Genomic DNA, 14,186 nt, shown 5'->3' with positions numbered 1-14,186 from the left:
AGTCTACTTTTCAGCAGGGTTTCGGGCAAGTCCGCTCGCCAAATGGCTGAAGATCAATGCAGGATGCGGGGTTCGGCGGGGGGCTCGGCGAACAGGGCGGCCACGTCGTCAGCATCGAAACGGTATTCGTGGTTCGACAGATCGTCGTGGATCAGGATCTCGCCGTGCTCGGCCAGCATGGCGTCGAGCTCGGCCCGGCCCAGGGAGCGCAACATCTCGCGCACCTTGTCCCAGGCCTGGGGCCACTCATGGGTGACCTCACGGGCGTCGAGGAGGCGTACGGTTTCCTGGTGGAAGAGGCGGATCAGGATGTCCTCGGCGGAGAGCCCGAGGAGCTCTTCCTCGCGCACCGTGGCGGCCAGGCGGGTGACCCGGTCCCAGCCGTCCGGGTCCTTGCGGTCGGCATCGGGGAGCTTCTGCAGGAACAGGCAGGCCGCGCTGCGGGACGAGGCCGCGGTGTGCAGGGCGGCAGGCTGCTGCTCGGACTGGGTGAGATAGTGTTCGAAGATCTCGGCCACGGAGTTGCCTTCGATGGGCACATAGCTCTGGTAGGGGTGGCGCAGGCCGGGCATGTCCAGGGTCAGCAGGAGCTGACCGTCACCCACCAGGTCGGCAATCCCGGTCTTGCCGGCGGCTTCGTCACTGGCCTTGGCGTAGCCGCGCAGGTTGAGGGCTTCGGTCACGTCCACCACCAGCAGGCTCACCGGGCCGTGGCCCTGGAGCTGGATGGTGAGACGGCCGGCCTGCTTCAGGTTGCCCGCGATGACGCTGGCGATGGCGCTCATGGCGCCGAGCAGGTCGCTTACGGCGGGCGGATAGTCGCGCTTGGCCAGCAGGGCCTGCCAGACATCGTCGAGCCTGACGATGGCGCCGCGGATGTCGAGGTCTTCAAGCAGAAAGCGCTGGATGGTGGAAGTGCTCATTCGGTCGTCCCCGCGGGGCTGAGAAAACTGGTGTAAAGGGCGGTGTCGAGGCCGACCAGCAGTTGCCCGCCGTCGGTCTCGATGACCGGCCGGCGGATCAGGCTGGGGAATTCCTGCATCAGCTGCACGGCGGCGCTCTGGGTGTCGATGGCCTGGCGCTCGACCGGTAGCTTGCGCCAGGTGGTGCCGCGGGTGTTGATCAAGCTCTTCCAGCCGATGGCCTTGCTCCAGGCGTGGAGGCGGGCGGAGTCGATGCCGGATTTCTTGTAGTCGTGAAAGGTATAGGCCACTGCGTGCGTGTCGAGCCAGGCAAAGGCCTTCTTCATGGTGTCGCAGTTCTTGATGCCGTAAATCGTCGTCATGGCGCCGGAAGCAGCGCGACGCCCCGGGAGGCGTCGCTGGAAAATCAATGGGATGGGGCGGATTTTAGCCGCCCGTGGCGGGGCCCGGGCTTATTTCTTCAGGGCCTTGGCGAAGGCCGAGGCCAGGGAGCCGGCCATGGCGGGTTCCCGGCTCGGCTTGGCGGCGGCAGGGCGGGCATTGCTCCGGGGGGCATCGCGTCGATCACCGGCCGGCTTGCTGCCGCCCTGGGGCTGGTCGCCCATGCGCATGGTCAGGGCGATGCGCTTGCGCGGCAGGTCCACTTCGATGACCTTCACCTTCACCACCTGGCCGGCCTTCACGACGCTGTGCGGATCCTTCACGAAACGGTCGGCCAGGGCCGAGACGTGGACCAGGCCGTCCTGGTGCACGCCAATGTCCACGAAGGCGCCGAAGTTGGTGACGTTGGTGACCACACCTTCGAGAATCATGCCGACTTCCAGGTCCTTCAGTTGTTCAACGCCGTCCTTGAAGCTGGCGGTCTTGAACTCGGGGCGGGGGTCGCGGCCGGGCTTGTCGAGTTCCTTGAGGATGTCCTGAACGGTGGGCAGACCGAAGCGTTCGTCGGTGTAGCGCTCGGGCTTGAGCTGGCTGATGGTGCGGGAGTCGCCCATCACCTCGCGGGCGTCCTTGCGGATGTCGGCGAGGATGCGCTCCACCAGCGGATAGGCCTCCGGGTGCACGGCCGATGCGTCCAGCGGGTTGTTGCCATTGCTGATGCGCAGGAAGCCGGCGGCCTGTTCGAAGGTCTTGGGGCCGAGGCGGGGAACGTCGAGCAGCGCCTCGCGGCTCGGGAAGGGGCCGTTGGCGTCCCGGTGGGCAACGATGTTGGCGGCCAGGGTGGGGTTGAGGCCGGAGATGCGGGTGAGCAGGGCGGCAGAGGCCATGTTCACATCCACGCCGACGGCGTTTACACAGTCTTCCACCACCGAATCCAGGGCCCGGGCCAGGCGCGTCTGGTTGACGTCATGCTGGTACTGGCCGACGCCAATGGACTTGGGATCGATCTTGACCAGCTCGGCCAGCGGGTCCTGCAGGCGGCGGGCGATGGACACGGCGCCGCGCAGGCTTACGTCCAGATCCGGAAACTCCTTTGCAGCCAGCTCCGAGGCCGAATACACCGAGGCGCCGGCTTCGGAGACAACGATCTTGGTCATGTGCAGCTCGGGGCGCAGTTTGATCAGGTCGGCGGCGAGCTTGTCGGTTTCGCGGCTGGCGGTGCCGTTGCCGATGGCGATCAGCGACACAGCGTGCTTCTCGCACATCTTGGCCAGCGCGTGCAGGCTGCCGTCCCAGTCGCGGCGGGGCTCGTGGGGATAGATCACGCCGGTGTCGAGGAGCTTGCCGGTCTGGTCCACTACCGCCACCTTGACGCCGGTGCGCAGGCCGGGGTCGAGGCCCAGGGTGGCGCGAGGGCCGGCGGGGGCGGCGAGGAGCAGGTCCTTCAGGTTGCGCCCGAAGACGCGGATGGCTTCTTCCTCGGCCTTCTCGCGCAGCTGGCCGAGCAGTTCCAGCTCGAGGTGCAGGGAGATCTTGACGCTCCAGGCCCAGCGCACGGTTTCGCGCAGCCAGGCATCGGCGCCGCGGCCTTCGTCACGGATGCCGAAGTGGCCGGCGATACGCCCCTCGCAGGGGTTGGGGCCGGGGGCGCTGCCGTCGGTGGGGTCGGAGTCCAGCCCCAGCTGCAGGCGCAGGAAGCCTTCGTTACGGCCGCGGAACAGGGCCAGGGCCCGGTGGGAGGGGACGGTCTCGATGGACTCACGGAAGTCGAACCAGTCGCGGAACTTGGCCGCAGCCGGATCGTTCTCCTTCTCGGCGATCACGGTGGAGGCGACGACGCCGTGGTCGGCCAGGTATTCCCGCAGCTTGCCGATCAGTTCGGCATCCTCGGCAAAGCGCTCCATCAGGATCTGGCGGGCGCCGTCGAGCACCGCCCGGGTGTCGGCAAAGCCCGCCTCGACGTTGAGATAGGCGCCCGCTTCGGTCTCGGGGACCAGGCTGGGGTTGGCCAGCAGGGCGTTGGCCAGGGGCTCGATGCCGGCTTCGCGGGCGATCTGGGCCTTGGTGCGGCGCTTCTGCTTGAAGGGCAGGTAGAGGTCTTCGAGGCGCTGTTTGGTTTCGGCGTTTTCGATGGCTTCGCGCAGGGGCGCGTCGAGTTTGCCCTGTTCGGCAATGCTGGCGATCACGGCGGCGCGGCGGTCTTCCAGCTCGCGCAGGTAGCCGAGGCGCTCCTCCAGGTTGCGCAGCTGGGTGTCGTCCAGGCCGCCGGTGACTTCCTTGCGGTAGCGGGCAACAAAGGGCACCGTGGCGCCTTCGTCGAGGAGCTGCACCGCAGCGGAAACTTGGCGGGGCTGTACACCCAATTCGGCGGCAATGCGTTGTTCGATCGGCAGAAGCATGGACGGGCTGACGCGAAAAAGGGCGCATGGTGCAGAAAGCCGGCCGCGCCTGCAAGCCCGTTGCCGACCAAGTTTCCGGTAAAATCAATCAATTGTCCGCGTCGCGACGCAGTCCCATTCCGCGCACATCCAGCCTGGCCGCCATTTTCGGCGAGTCCGGCCCAGCAGGAGATAACACCGCATGAATCCTTTTTTCGCCGCGTTGGCGGCGGTGGCGTTTGGCTTGACCGTGGCCGGAGCCGATGTTTCGGCCGCCCCTGAGCCATCCCGCACCGCGCCACGCAAGGCCGCACCGGTGGCCAAGTCCGCCGCCAAATCCACAGCCAAGTCAGCTCCCAAGTCTGCCCCCAAGGCCGCGGCCAAGTCTGCGCCAGCCCGTTCTGCTGCGCCCGCCAAGGTAGCCAGGGCGCCTGCGGCCAAGGCTGTGGTATCCAAGGGGAGCTCTGCCAAGTCGGTGCCCGCAAAGCCGGTGCTGTCGAAAGCGGCGGGCGGCAAGCACGTGGCGGGCAAGCAGGCCGCAACCGGCAAGGCTGGGCGCGGCGCCAAGGCGGTTTCACAGCGGGCCTCGGTCGTGCCCGAGGCCAAAGGGCGCAAGGCCCGAGCCGAGCCGGTGGTAGCCGCTGTCCGTGAGCCGCGCAGTCAGCGTCGCGCTCGGGTCGAGCCGCCGGCCCCCGCTCAGGTGATGGAGCGTCAGCCCGTTGTCAGGGGGACGGGCGCACCGATCGGCCGTGAGGCCTTTGTTCCCAGCTCGCCCCCGATTCCCCGTGCCGAGGCCGTGCGCCAGTTGCAGGGCAGGGTGGCGTCACCGGCGGCGCCTGCCGCGCCGGTGACGGCTCCGCGTGCCTCGCTAACGCTGCCGCCACCTGCAGTGGAGGTTTCCCGCGCGGCAGCGCGTCCGGCGCCGGTTGCCGAAGCGCCGCTGCAGGTGACCAGCGAGCTGCCCAAACCGGCAGTCCGCTTCACGCCTGCACCGTCCGAGCTGTCCGGCCCTGAGGCTGCTGCGGCCGCGGCAGCAGCCCTGAATGCCTCACGCGCCGCCGAAGCCGCGCGCCCTGTAGTGCCGCCGGCTGCACCCGCGCCTGTGCCGGTGGAACGTGCGGTGGCGCCGGCGATGCCGGCCGTGATGCCCCCGCCGTTGGCGCCCGCCGCCGTGCCTGCTCAACCCCAGGCCCGTTCGGGGCGCGGTGTGGCACGGGCTTACGCGATGGATGGGGCGACCTTCTATCAGAGTGGCCGCAAAATCCGCGTCCAGGGGCTCGATGCCCGTGATCCGGGGATGAGCTCCGAGCACGCCACCCAGCGCCTGCAGCGGGCTCTTGATGCGGGCAGCGTGACGGTTGAGCCGGTGGAGGTGGATGGTTCCGGCCACACCGTAGCGGTGGTGCGGGTGAACGGCCGTAACGTGGCCGAGGCGGTGCGGGCTTCAACCAACTGAGCGTTTGAAAGTACCTGCTGTGCGGTCCGGTTTCGCTCTTGTGCTTCTCGTCGCGAACCCGGACCGCTCGCTATGCTTTCTTTGCAGGCCTTGAAGGTGTCTTACATCGCCACAAGGGTCTGCCGGCCCCACCAGGAGGCGCCGGCGGCCAGCTCGACAGGCTGACGCACGGCGGCGGCTTCCACGCAGAGCATGCGGCGGAAGCCGTCGGCGGGCATGTCTGCCAGCTGGCGGCACTTGTCTTCCCAGGGGTTCCAGATCACCACGTCGGGAAAATTCTCGGCGTGGATGCCCATTGCCCGGTGGTCTTCACGCACGAGCAGAGTCGGTGGCGTGCCGTGGTAGATGCGGTCGGTCTCTTCTTCGATGAGAACACCGACGCCACTTTCCTTCTTTATCCTGTTGTCGTCCGCCGAGTCCCGGTAGTCGATCCCGCGCAGACCTTCGATGCGCAGGGCTTCCACTTCGCGCACCTTGAGGTAGGTGTGCAGGGCCGCCGTGAAGCTCAAGGGCGTGTCGCCGGTATTGGTGACTTCCAGCTCCATGTCCAGGCGTCCGCCGCCGATGGAGATGCTCATCTCCGCGGTAAAGGCGTGGGGCCACAGGGCGCGGGTGTCGGCATCATCCACGAGCTGCAGTGTGGCGACGGAGAAATCCTTGCCGGCGCGGCTGCCGGTCACTTCCCAAAGCTTGTTGCGAGCGAAGCCGTGCTTGGGCAGGGGGCCTTCACCGGCAAACTGGGGAAAACAGACGGGAACGCCACCGCGAATGGCGGTGCGGCCGTCGAAGATGGCCTTCGGGCTGAGGTAGAGGCGGTCTTCGCCACCGGCCGGGGTCCATGACAGCAGTTGCGCGCCGAACAGGCTGATCAGGGCGACGGCGCCCTCGGGGGTTTGCAGTTTGATGACGGGCTGGCCGTGAAGCTCGGCCATTTCGATCGGGTCGGTCATGATTCCGGAGGGTACGGGGTTACAGAGGGCGCGATGATAACGCGGCCACTTCCCGGTGGCGGAAACAGTCGGTGGTGTGGTCGTTCACCAGGCCGGCGGCCTGCATGAAGGCATAGCAGATGGTGCTGCCGACGAAGCGGAAGCCGCGCTTCTTGAGGGCCTTGCTGAGTTCGTCGGATAGGGCCGTGCTGGCCTGGGCGTCGGCCAGGCTGCGCAGGCTGTTCTGGATGGGGCGACCCTCCACAAAGCGCCACAGCCAGGCATCGAAACTGCCGAACTCGGCCTGGATGGCCAGGAAGGCGCGGGCATTGTCGACGGTGGAAGAGATCTTCAGGCGATTGCGGACGATGCCCGGGTTCAGCATCAGCGCGGCCTGGTCGGCCTCGGTGAAGCGGGCAACGATGGCCGGATCGAAGTTGGCGAAGGCCTCGCGGTAGGTCTCGCGCTTGCGCAGGACGGTGATCCACGACAGCCCTGCCTGGGCGCCTTCGAGGGTCAGGAGTTCGAACAGCGCCCGGTCATCGTGGAGCGGAACGCCCCACTCTGTGTCGTGATAGGCCTGGTACAGGGGGTCATCCCCGCACCAGGCGCAGCGCACGGTGGTGGGTGCGTCGCTCATCATCAGCCCTGCAGCATCAGGGCGCCATGCTTGATGGTGTTGTCTTCCGGATCGTTGGTGAGCACGAAGCCAAGGCTCTGGACGAACTTGAGCATGCGGTCGTTGTTGGACAGGAAGATGCCGGTCATGGCATGGAGGCCGCGGTTGCGCGCGGTTTCGATGAGCACGCCCATCAGGCGGCGGGCCAGGCCCCGGTGCTGCCAGTCTTCGGCCACGACGATGGCGAACTCACAGGTTTCCCCGTCGGGATTGACCGCGTAGCGGGCCACCCCGATCTCCACCTCGGCACCTTCCTCGTCGATGGTCGCCACGAAGGCCATTTCCCGGTCGTAGTCGATCTGGGTGAGGCGGGCGACCATGGCAGGCGGCAACTCGCGCATGGTGTTCATGAAACGCAGGTACTTGGTCTCCGGCGTCAGCTTTCGCACAAACTCGATTTCCAGGTCGGCATCCTCGGGTTTGATCGGACGGATGACGATCTCGCCCTCGGGCATCGACACCTTGGTGATCAGATGCGACGGATACGGGTGGATTGCCATGTGGTCGTAGCGGTCCGCCGTGGGGGCAATGTTGTCCACCACGATGCGGGCATCCACGGCGACGGCGCCATGTTCGTCCACGATCAGCGGGTTGATGTCCATCTCGCGGATCCACGGCAGCTCACACACCATTTCGGAGATGCGCAGCAGCACGAACTCGAGAGACTCCATGTTGATCGGCGGCATGTTGCGGTATTCGCCGAGCAGGGTCGCCACGCGGGTGGACTTGATCAGGTCGCGCACCAGGTAGTTGTTGAGCGGCGGCAGGGCGACGGCGCGGTCTTTCTGGATCTCCACATGGGCGCCACCTTCACCAAAGGTGATCACCGGGCCGAAGACCGGGTCGCGGAAGGCGCCGACCATCAGCTCGCGGCCATAGGGCTTGATGATCATCGGCTCGATGGCGACACCGTTGACGATGGCATCGGGGCGCTTCTTCTTCACCTCTTCCAGGATCTCCTGGTAGGCGCTGCGCACGGCGGCCAGGCCGCGCAGGTTAAGGCGCACGCCGCCCAGCTCGGCCTTATGGGTGATGGAGGGTGAATCGATCTTCATAGCCACCGGCAGGCCGAGCTCTTCGGCCAGCACCATGGCCTCGGTGGCCGAGCGGGCCACCACCGTTTGCGCGATGGGGATGCGGAAGGCCGCCAGCAGGGCCTTGGACTCCATCTCGTTGAGGTTCTTGCGGCGCTCGGAGAGGGCGGTCTCGATCACCAGCCGGGCGCTTTCGACGGAGGGCGGGTTGAGATCGGAAGACAGGGAGCTGGGGGTCTGCACCAGCAGCTTCTGGTTGCGGTAGTAGGCCGAGATGTGGCCAAACAGCTCGACCGCCGGTTCGGTGGTGCGGAAGGTGGGGATGCCGGCGGCTTCGAAGAGCTTGCGCCCTTCGCGCACCTGCTCCTCGCCCATCCAGCAGGTGAACACCGGCTTGTCGGCGGCGCGCTCGATGTCGATGATCTTCTGGGCGACCTCGGTCGGTCGGGTCATGGCCTGGGGGGTCAGGACGGTCAGCACGCCTTCCACGTTCTCGTCGGCGAGCACGATCTCGAGGGTCTTGGCATAGCGCTCCGGGTCCGCGTCGCCGATGATGTCCACCGGGTTGCAGTGGGACCAGTTGGGCGGGAGGATCTCGTTGAGCTTAGCGACAGTGCCGTCGGTGAGCTGCGCCATGGGGATGCGCAGGTCGGCAGCCCGATCTGCAGCCATCACGCCTGGTCCGCCGCCGTTGGTGATCACGGCCAGGCGGTTGCCGCGGGGCCGGAAGTGGGAGAACAGGGCGTTGGCGGCGGCAAACAGCTGGCCCATGTTGTAGAGGCGGATCACGCCGGCACGGCGCAGGGCGGCGTCGAATACCGCATCCTCGCCCACCATGGCGCCCGAGTGCAGCAGGGCGGCCTGTGAACCGGCCGGATGGCGACCCACCTTGATCAGCAGGACTGGCTTGACCCGGGCGGCGGCGCGCAGGGCGCTGACGAAGCGTCGCGCGTCCTTGATGCCTTCCACGTACAGGAAGATGCTCTCGGTGCGGGAGTCCGACACCATGTACTCGAGGACTTCGCCGAAGTCGATATCCACCGAGGTACCCAGGGACACCACGGAGGAGAAGCCCACATTGTTCGGGCGGGCCCAGTCGAGGATGGCCGAACAGAGGGCGCCGGACTGGGAGATCAGGCCGATGGAGCCCTTGATGGCGCCGCCGTCGGCAAAGCTGGCATTGAGGCCGAGCTCGGGGCGCAGCACGCCCAGACAGTTCGGGCCGAGCAGGCGGATGCGATGGCGGCGGGCGTTCTCGAAGGTGTTCTTTTCGAGCATGCGACCCCGCGGACCTGCGTCGGAAAAACCGGAGGGCAGAACCACAACCGACTTGGTGCCGGCGCGACCACAGGCGTCGACGATGGCCGGGACCCTGTCGGCCTTGGTGGTGATGACCGCCAGGTCAAGGCGTTGGGGGATGTCTTCGACGCTCTTGTAACAGGGGACACCCAGGACTTGCTCGTACTTCGGATTCACGGCGAACAACTTGCCCTTGAATCCTGCTTCCAGCATGTTGCGGACGAGGATGTTGCCCAGGGACATCTCCCTTTCGCTGGCGCCGATGATGGCCACGGAGCGGGGCTCGAAGAGGGGCGTGAGGTAATGTTGTTCGTTCATGGTGAGTACTCGGCTGAGTGCATTCGTGCGGCTATTGGCCTGCCGTTGTCACGGGGTCGTCGATCGATTTGGGGTCGGGGCGGATTTTACCCTGCGGGCTTCGCCTGCGTATTGGGAAAAGTAGCGCGATATTGCGCTGCACAATTCCGGTTGTGACATATATCAAGGCTTTTAATTCAAAGTGTTGCATGGCAACAACGGTTTGGTGCTAGCGCGACGATTCAGTGGCTGAGCGTAAAGAAAAAGCTTGCGCCTTCATCCGGAGTGGACTCTGCCCAGACTTTGCCTTCGTGGCGCTGAATGACCCGCTGCACCGTGGCCAGGCCGATGCCGGTGCCATCGAACTCACTGACGCCGTGCAGGCGGTGGAAGGGCAGGAACAGCTTGGAGGCGAAGCTCATGTCGAAACCGGCGCCATTGTCGGACACGCAATAGACGATCTGTCGGTCGCGCATTTCGGCGTGGAAGCGGATCTGGGCCACCTCCCGCCGGTTGGTGAACTTCCAGGCGTTGCGCAGCAGGTTGTCGAGGGCTACACGCATCAGGGCTCGGTCGGCGGCCACAATGAGGCCGGGTTCCACGCTGGTTTCGACACAGCGCTCAGGGCTTTCCTGGTGTAGTTCGCCGAGGATCTGGTCCACCAGCTGGCTGAGGTTGACCTGTTCCCGCCGCATGCTCTGGCGGGTCAGGCGCGCCAGGTCAATCAGATCGTCAATGAGACGGGCCATGCGCTGGGTGGCCACCCGGATGCGCTGCAGATATTCGCGCCCGATGTCGTCCAGGCGCGGGGCGTAGTCTTCGGCAACGATCTGCGCAAAGCCGTCGATGGCGCGCAGGGGCGCGCGCAGATCATGGGATACGGAGTATGAGAAGGCTTCGAGCTCCCGGTTGGAGGCTTCCAGCTCGGCGGTGCGCACGCGCACGCGGGTTTCCAGCTCGCGGTTGAGGTTGCGCTGGGTCTGCTCGGCCTCCTTGCGGACGGTGATGTCGTCAAGGGTGCCGGAGCTGCCCACGATGCGGTCATAGGTGTCACGCAGGGGGCGGATGGTGGCCTCGACCCAGCGGGGGCCGCTGGCCTGGGTGCGCAGGCGGAACTCGAACTGGCCGATCTCCTCGTAACCCTCGCGGATCGCGCCCAGGCAATGACCTACCCGACCCCGGTCGTCTTCCGTCACGAAGTCGAGCAGGTCCTGGCCGATGCTCAGGCGGGTGTCGAAGTTCGTGGTGTTGCGCCAGGCCCGGTTGAGGAAGGTGAGACGGCCATCGGCATCGGTCTGGAAAAGAATCTCATTGACCGATTCGACCACGTCCCGGTACATGGCCTGACTTTCGCGCAGTACCTGTTCGGCCAGCAGCCAGCGGGCCACATCGCGGAGCACGTACAGCATGGCCGGGCGCCCGTCGAAGTCGAGCCGTACGCCGGTGGCCTCGGCATTGATGGTCTCACCGTCCAGCCGGCGATAGCGGAGCGGCAGCGGGGGCAGGCGGAGTTGCCGCGCGTCTACATCGAAATCGGCCAGGCGGGCGGCTTCCATGGCCCTGTCGTCCGGGTGGATCAGGCTGATGAGCTCGATGCCCTCCAGTTCGGCAGGTTTGTCTCCGCCGAACAGGCGCCGGCAGGCGGCATTGACGAGCCGGATCTGCCCACCGATGACCACCAGGGTGGCCTCGGGGGAGTGTTCGAACAGGGTCTGATAGCGCCGTCCGGCGGCTTCATGGCCCGTGATGACGGCACGCAGCGCCGAGATGTCCTGGCGTACCAGCAGCAGGCTCGGAGCCCCTTCCGGATCCTCGATGCGCCGCACGCTTTCGTGGCACCAGCCCTGCCTGCCATCGGCGTGCCGGTAGGTCGTTTCACGGGAGAACTCGGGTATTTCACCGGCCAGGCAGCGTCTGCGCAGGGCCTCGCCAGTGGCGCTGTCGTCCTCCTCCAGCACGGACTCGACCGTTTGCATGATCAGTTCGGTGCTTGGCCTCCCCAGCATGGCTGCCAGCGCCGGATTGGCCTGCACGAGGTGTCCGTCAGCGGAGATCCGACCGATGCCAACTGGCGCGTAGGTGAACAGGCTGCGGAACAGCGCTTCGTCCCGGTTCAATTCACGCCGGGACTCTATCTCGGCCGTCACGTTGTGCGTCGTGCCGCAATAGCCGGCAAACACCCCCCGCCTGTCGAACACCGGGATGCCGGACTCCTTCAGCCATACCGGTCGACCCTGGGTGTCGGAGCGGCAGAACAGGAAATCCGAGAAGGGTTCGATCTGGCGCAGTCGTTCGATATGTCCGACCCAGGGTTCAGCCGTGGGGGAGACGCCGGGCAGCTCCCATCGCCGGCTTCCGATGGCATCCTCGGCAGCCAGATCGGCGAGATGTCCGGTGCTGGGCGTGATGGTCGTGTAGCGCAGGTCGGCATCCTGTTCCCAGTAGCCGTCATGGCCATAGGCGATCAGCGCGACGATGCGCTCCTCGCTCCTTTCCAGGTCGGCAGCCAGGCGAGCCCGCTCGGTGACTTCCCGGCCAATGCCCCGATAGCCCGAAAAGTGACCGTCCGCATCGAACATCGGCCGCCCCTTCAGCTCGAGGTGGCGCAGCTCGCCGCCCGGCGTGCGGCGCGGCAGGGTGGCGGCGAGAGGGCCGTGGCGTGCCATGGTCTCTTCGAGGGCCACCGCGAAGTCGGCCGGCAGGTCTGGCAGGACCACATCCTTCCAGTGGCGGCCGATCACATCCGGTGGGGCAATGCTGGGCGGCGGAGGGGCATCGGGAATGGCGACAAAGCGCAGCTCCGAATCGGTTTCCCACAGCCAGTCACCCGATACCTCGATGAAATCCCGCCACAGGTGCTCGTTAGCCTGGCCCCTCACGCTGCGCGTTTGCGGGGGGCGACGCCGGAGCAGGCGCCGAAACACCAGGCCCGCCGCCAGCCCGCTCACTCCGCCGAGCAGATAGGGTGCGAGGGCTGCATCGATCAACCCGCCCAGGCTCATGCTTGCGGCCGCGCCAAGGGGCGTGCAGGCACCGCCTGCAACAAGCAGCCATGCGAGAACGGCCCTGGGGGGCCGCGAGGGGGTAGGGGAGGGAGGCATCGAATCCTATTATCGTTTGAGGCGATGGATTTGTTGCAGGGTCAACGGCGGCTGACTATGTGGCATGACACGGACAGCGCAAGAATATGTTCCTGCAGACGGTTTTTCGAGGGCTGCGAAAAATTGTTGCGATCCTGTTTGACGAGGGCGGAAGGGATATGTATTATTCGCGGCTCTCGGGGTGTAGCGCAGTCCGGTAGCGCGCTTGCTTTGGGAGCAAGATGTCGGGAGTTCGAATCTCTCCACCCCGACCAAAGCTTGACCCCGGTGCCCGCGGCAATCTGCCCGTAGCTCAACTGGATAGAGCACCGGCCTTCTAAGCCGGGGGTTACAGGTTCGATTCCTGTCGGGCAGGCTCTGGATAATTTGGTTTATAGGTTGGCGATGCAAATCGATGACCTGCAGTGGCGGCATTAGCTCAGTTGGTAGAGCACTGGATTGTGATTCCAGTGGTCACCGGTTCGAACCCGGTATGTCGCCCCAAGTACTTTAGCAAAAAGCCCTGAGCAATCAGGGCTTTTTGCTTTTCTACCGTTCCTTCTCAATGCCCGTGAACCTCGTCTCCGGCTTCCAGCGGTTGCGTGCCGGGGGGCGTGCGTCGTTCGGCGATGGAAAAGCGGGGGTAAACGGTCGTCACCACGATCTCGTGTGGGGGAGCTGTTCATTTGGCACAGGAGACCAGGGGCGGGCGGGAGCCCGCGAGGCCGCGCCGGGACTGGGTTTCGGGCGGGTTTTGGTGGGGCGGGGATTCGCGACGGCGGGCGGCGGAAATGCGCGGGAACTGGTCAGATTTGCACAGGATTTGGCACGGGAGCGTTAGTTTTCTGGGCGAAACCGAGCAGGGGCGTGAAAAGTAACGGGCCAGGGGGTTATCCCTGGCCCGTTTTGCGTTTGGCGGCGCTGCTGGCTAACTGCGGTCGGCGTCGGGAAACTCGGGCGCGGCCTGGGCTGCGGGCTTCTTGGCCATGATGTAGCTGTAGGTGCGCTGCAGTGCTTCGTCCGTGAGGTCGGTCAGGGACGTGGCGCTGAAGTTCTTGGCGATGTAGGGGCGGTAGGCGTCTGGGTCGCCGAGCTGGTTCTTGCTGCGGGCCTTGATGGCGCTGATGCGTGTGGTGCGCCAGGTTGCGTCCTTCTTGGGGGCGGAGCGCATGGCGCGGAGCGTGGCCATCTCGCGCTTGATGTACTGGATGACCAGGTCGAAGCGCTCGCCCGGGATCAGGTGGTAGGAGGTGACCCCGGCCTTGCGGTTGATCTTGACCCAGGCGGCGGCGTCGGTGAGCGGTGTCTTCTTGATGCTGTTGTGCAGGGTGATCCAGTCGAGGCGGAGCTCGTTGATCTTGGCCTTCTGGGCATCGGTGACGACGCCTTCACCGGGCGTGACGACGACGCGGGGGCGTGGTGGGCGGGCGACGGTGTAGTTATTGACGTCACCGACCACGACCTGGTGGGCGGTGAGGTTGCCGCCGTTGATCTGGAAGACGTTACTGCCCGTTGCCGTGGGTGGCCGACTGCCTTGATGTGGTTGTGCCGCAACCCGTGTTTGATGCGCTCACATCGCACGCCCACAACTTCGGCGTGCCGGCCACCGTAAGCGATGCGGAGCTCACGAGCTCGACTGTCCCTGAGACGGATTACCCCGAATGGGCGGCCGGCACCACCTACGCCGTGGGCGCCCGCGTGATCATTGCGGCGTCGCACCAGGTGTTTGA

9 protein-coding genes and 3 tRNA genes are annotated in these 14,186 nt (G+C 65.9%); 4 read left to right on the top strand and 8 right to left on the bottom strand.

The annotated features are described in order from the left end of the window. Positions 1 to 53: 53 nt before the first annotated feature. The 3 genes from ACIQ09_RS00685 to ACIQ09_RS00675 all read right to left on the bottom strand — a co-directional run bounded on the left by ACIQ09_RS00685 (position 54) and on the right by ACIQ09_RS00675 (position 3,703). Complete coding sequence (locus ACIQ09_RS00685) at positions 54 to 923, bottom strand: Hsp33 family molecular chaperone HslO (RefSeq protein ID WP_398304567.1); 870 nt, start codon at positions 921 to 923, stop codon at positions 54 to 56. After that, positions 920 to 1,285: an ArsC family reductase gene (locus ACIQ09_RS00680; RefSeq protein ID WP_398304564.1), complete on the bottom strand. Its 366-nt coding sequence runs from the start codon at positions 1,283 to 1,285 to the stop codon at positions 920 to 922. The genes ACIQ09_RS00685 and ACIQ09_RS00680 overlap by 4 nt, the downstream gene beginning before the upstream one ends. A 90-nt stretch (positions 1,286 to 1,375) precedes the next feature. Beyond that, positions 1,376 to 3,703, bottom strand: coding sequence for a Tex family protein (locus tag ACIQ09_RS00675; RefSeq protein ID WP_398304561.1), 2,328 nt, complete (start codon positions 3,701 to 3,703; stop codon positions 1,376 to 1,378). 181 nt (positions 3,704 to 3,884) lie between these two features. On the opposite strand from ACIQ09_RS00675, the gene ACIQ09_RS00670 reads away from it, so the two are divergent. After that, positions 3,885 to 5,138, top strand: a complete 1,254-nt coding sequence (locus ACIQ09_RS00670; RefSeq protein ID WP_398304558.1) for a hypothetical protein — start codon at positions 3,885 to 3,887, stop codon at positions 5,136 to 5,138. Positions 5,139 to 5,239: 101 nt separating this feature from the next. On the opposite strand, the gene ACIQ09_RS00665 is transcribed toward ACIQ09_RS00670, so the two are convergent. From ACIQ09_RS00665 to ACIQ09_RS00650, 4 genes are all read right to left on the bottom strand, one after another. Next, entirely contained in the window at positions 5,240 to 6,088 is an 849-nt protein-coding gene (locus ACIQ09_RS00665) for a D-hexose-6-phosphate mutarotase (RefSeq protein WP_398304555.1), read from the bottom strand. Between the two features lie 19 nt (positions 6,089 to 6,107). After that, on the bottom strand, positions 6,108 to 6,707 hold the full coding sequence (locus ACIQ09_RS00660) for a DNA-3-methyladenine glycosylase I (protein ID WP_398304552.1): 600 nt from the start codon (positions 6,705 to 6,707) through the stop codon (positions 6,108 to 6,110). Between the two features lie 2 nt (positions 6,708 to 6,709). Further along, positions 6,710 to 9,397 carry a GNAT family N-acetyltransferase gene (locus ACIQ09_RS00655; protein WP_398304549.1) on the bottom strand — a complete coding sequence of 896 codons (2,688 nt, stop codon included), beginning with the start codon at positions 9,395 to 9,397 and terminating at the stop codon, positions 6,710 to 6,712. Positions 9,398 to 9,618: 221 nt separating this feature from the next. Further along, a complete protein-coding gene (locus ACIQ09_RS00650) occupies positions 9,619 to 12,378 on the bottom strand; it encodes a PAS domain S-box protein (RefSeq protein WP_398304546.1) in 2,760 nt (919 codons plus the stop codon). Positions 12,379 to 12,654: 276 nt separating this feature from the next. Between ACIQ09_RS00650 and ACIQ09_RS00645 the strand changes: the two genes are divergently transcribed. The 3 genes from ACIQ09_RS00645 to ACIQ09_RS00635 all read left to right on the top strand — a co-directional run bounded on the left by ACIQ09_RS00645 (position 12,655) and on the right by ACIQ09_RS00635 (position 12,960). After that, positions 12,655 to 12,731, top strand: a tRNA-Pro gene (locus ACIQ09_RS00645). 27 nt (positions 12,732 to 12,758) lie between these two features. Continuing rightward, positions 12,759 to 12,832 (top strand) — tRNA-Arg (locus ACIQ09_RS00640). Positions 12,833 to 12,884: 52 nt separating this feature from the next. Next, a tRNA-His gene (locus tag ACIQ09_RS00635) sits at positions 12,885 to 12,960 on the top strand. 424 nt (positions 12,961 to 13,384) lie between these two features. Here ACIQ09_RS00635 and ACIQ09_RS00630 read toward each other — a convergent pair. Next, positions 13,385 to 13,915, bottom strand: coding sequence for a hypothetical protein (locus ACIQ09_RS00630; protein WP_398304543.1), 531 nt, complete (start codon positions 13,913 to 13,915; stop codon positions 13,385 to 13,387). Positions 13,916 to 14,186: the final 271 nt, after the last annotated feature.

The organism is Zoogloea sp. (genome assembly GCF_044344315.1).
In the GTDB taxonomy this organism is placed as follows: Bacteria; Pseudomonadota; Gammaproteobacteria; order Burkholderiales; family Rhodocyclaceae; genus Zoogloea.
This window is presented reverse-complemented; position numbering and strand designations above follow the sequence as displayed.

What these genes read in the sequence shown, in the direction of transcription:
- ACIQ09_RS00655 (WP_398304549.1), bottom strand. Translation starts at nt 9,397, where the DNA reads ATGAACGAACAACATTACCTCACGCCCCTCTTCGAGCCCCGCTCCGTG.
- ACIQ09_RS00680 (WP_398304564.1), bottom strand. Translation starts at nt 1,285, where the DNA reads ATGACGACGATTTACGGCATCAAGAACTGCGACACCATGAAGAAGGCC.
- ACIQ09_RS00685 (WP_398304567.1), bottom strand. Translation starts at nt 923, where the DNA reads ATGAGCACTTCCACCATCCAGCGCTTTCTGCTTGAAGACCTCGACATC.
- ACIQ09_RS00650 (WP_398304546.1), bottom strand. Translation starts at nt 12,378, where the DNA reads ATGAGCCTGGGCGGGTTGATCGATGCAGCCCTCGCACCCTATCTGCTC.
- ACIQ09_RS00665 (WP_398304555.1), bottom strand. Translation starts at nt 6,088, where the DNA reads ATGACCGACCCGATCGAAATGGCCGAGCTTCACGGCCAGCCCGTCATC.
- ACIQ09_RS00660 (WP_398304552.1), bottom strand. Translation starts at nt 6,707, where the DNA reads ATGAGCGACGCACCCACCACCGTGCGCTGCGCCTGGTGCGGGGATGAC.
- ACIQ09_RS00675 (WP_398304561.1), bottom strand. Translation starts at nt 3,703, where the DNA reads ATGCTTCTGCCGATCGAACAACGCATTGCCGCCGAATTGGGTGTACAG.
- ACIQ09_RS00670 (WP_398304558.1), top strand. Translation starts at nt 3,885, where the DNA reads ATGAATCCTTTTTTCGCCGCGTTGGCGGCGGTGGCGTTTGGCTTGACC.